At 50.1% G+C, this 2,585-nt stretch carries 2 rRNA genes; both read right to left on the bottom strand.

The features are described 5' to 3' along the window. Positions 1-8: 8 nt before the first annotated feature. Positions 9-123 (bottom strand): 5S ribosomal RNA (rrf, locus tag CWC17_RS16375). Positions 124-265: 142 nt separating this feature from the next. Then, positions 266-2,585, bottom strand: a 23S ribosomal RNA gene (locus CWC17_RS16370); the annotation flags it as partial.

The raw sequence follows: 2,585 nt of genomic DNA, 5'->3' as shown, positions 1-2,585 counted from the left end.
AATTTGGAGCCTGGCAATGTCCTACTTTCACATAGCAAATGCTACACTATCATCGGCGCTGTTTCGTTTCACTACTGAGTTCGGCATGGAATCAGGTGGGTCCAAAACGCTATGGTTACCAAGCAAATTAGGGTGTCAGTTCGTTTTCACTTACCAACTAAATTTGGAAAATATCTGATAATATTTTTTAAGTCTGTCAGTAAATATCTACTTTAGTCATTAACTTCTGTCGCTTGTTTCTGTCACAAAACGCGTTTGGCGTTGTATGGTTAAGCCTCACGGGTAATTAGTACAAGTTAGCTTAATGGCTCACACCACTTCCACATCTTGCCTATCAACGTTGTAGTCTTCAACGGCCCTTCAGAGACTTTAAAAGTCTAGTGAGAAATCATCTCGAGGCCTGCTTCGCGCTTAGATGCTTTCAGCGCTTATCAGTTCCGAACGTAGCTACCGGGCAATGCCATTGGCATGACAACCCGAACACCAGCGGTTCGTTCACTCCGGTCCTCTCGTACTAGGAGCAACCCCTCTCAATTCTCAAACGCCCACGGCAGATAGGGACCGAACTGTCTCACGACGTTCTAAACCCAGCTCGCGTACCACTTTAAATGGCGAACAGCCATACCCTTGGGACCGACTTCAGCCCCAGGATGTGATGAGCCGACATCGAGGTGCCAAACACCGCCGTCGATATGAACTCTTGGGCGGTATCAGCCTGTTATCCCCGGAGTACCTTTTATCCGTTGAGCGATGGCCCTTCCATTCAGAACCACCGGATCACTATGACCTACTTTCGTACCTGCTCGACGTGTCTGTCTCGCAGTTAAGCTGGCTTCTACCATTACACTAACCGTACGATGTCCGACCGTACTTAGCCAACCTTCGTGCTCCTCCGTTACTCTTTGGGAGGAGACCGCCCCAGTCAAACTACCCACCAGGCACTGTCCGTAACCCCGATTCAGGGGCCAACGTTAGAACATCAAAACTACAAGGGTGGTATTTCAAGGACGACTCCAACAAAACTAGCGTCTCATCTTCAAAGTCTCCCACCTATCCTACACATGTAGGTTCAATGTTCAGTGCCAAGCTGTAGTAAAGGTTCACGGGGTCTTTCCGTCTAGCCGCGGGTACACAGCATCTTCACTGCGATTTCAATTTCACTGAGTCTCGGGTGGAGACAGCGTGGCCATGGTTACACCATTCGTGCAGGTCGGAACTTACCCGACAAGGAATTTCGCTACCTTAGGACCGTTATAGTTACGGCCGCCGTTTACCGGGGCTTCGATCAAGAGCTTCGTCCGAAAACTAACCCCATCAATTAACCTTCCGGCACCGGGCAGGTGTCACACCGTATACGTCATCTTGCGATTTTGCACAGTGCTGTGTTTTTAATAAACAGTCCCAGCCACCTGGTCACTGCGGCTCCCGTCCGCTTAGAGAGCAAGTCTCATCACAGATAGGAGCGTACCTTCTCCCGAAGTTACGGTACGATTTTGCCTAGTTCCTTCACCCGAGTTCTCTCAAGCGCCTTAGTATTCTCTACCTGACCACCTGTGTCGGTTTGGGGTACGATTCGGTATAATCTGAAGCTTAGAGGCTTTTCCTGGAAGTATGGCATCAGCAACTTCATCACCTTGGTGACTCGTCTCGTGTCTCAGCCTAACAGCAACCCGGATTTACCTAAGTCGCTAGCCTACTCACTTTCACATGGACAACCATCGCCATGCTTGCTTAGCCTTCTCCGTCCCCCCATCGCAATTATACCAAGTACGGAAATATTAATCCGTTTCCCATCGACTACGCCTTTCGGCCTCGCCTTAGGGGTCGACTTACCCTACCCTGATTAACATGGGATAGGAACCCTTGGTCTTCCGGCGTGCGGGTTTTTCACCCGCATTATCGTTACTCATGTCAGCATTCGCACTTCTGATACGTCCAGCATACCTCCCGGTACACCTTCAACCGCTTACAGAACGCTCCCCTACCACTCATCCTAAGATGAATCCGCAGCTTCGGTGCATAGTTTAGCCCCGTTACATCTTCCGCGCAGACCGACTCGACCAGTGAGCTATTACGCTTTCTTTAAAGGATGGCTGCTTCTAAGCCAACCTCCTGGCTGTCTGGGCCTTTCCACATCGTTTCCCACTTAACTATGACTTTGGGACCTTAGCTGGCGGTCTGGGTTGTTTCCCTCTTCACGACGGACGTTAGCACCCGCCGTGTGTCTCCCGGATAGTACTTTACGGTATTCGGAGTTTGCAAAGGGTTGGTAAGTCGGGATGACCCCCTAGCCTTAACAGTGCTCTACCCCCGTAAGTATTCGTCCGAGGCTCTACCTAAATAGATTTCGGGGAGAACCAGCTATCTCCCGGTTTGATTAGCCTTTCACTCCTAGCCACAGGTCATCCCCTAACTTTTCAACGTTAGTGGGTTCGGTCCTCCAGTTGATGTTACTCAACCTTCAACCTGCCCATGGCTAGATCACCGGGTTTCGGGTCTATACCTTGCAACTATTCGCCCAGTTAAGACTCGGTTTCCCTACGGCTACCCTAATCGGTTAACCTCGCTACAAAATATAAGTCGCG

Source organism: Pseudoalteromonas sp. S3785, from assembly GCF_005887365.1.
In the GTDB taxonomy this organism is placed as follows: domain Bacteria; phylum Pseudomonadota; class Gammaproteobacteria; order Enterobacterales; family Alteromonadaceae; genus Pseudoalteromonas.
This window is presented reverse-complemented; position numbering and strand designations above follow the sequence as displayed.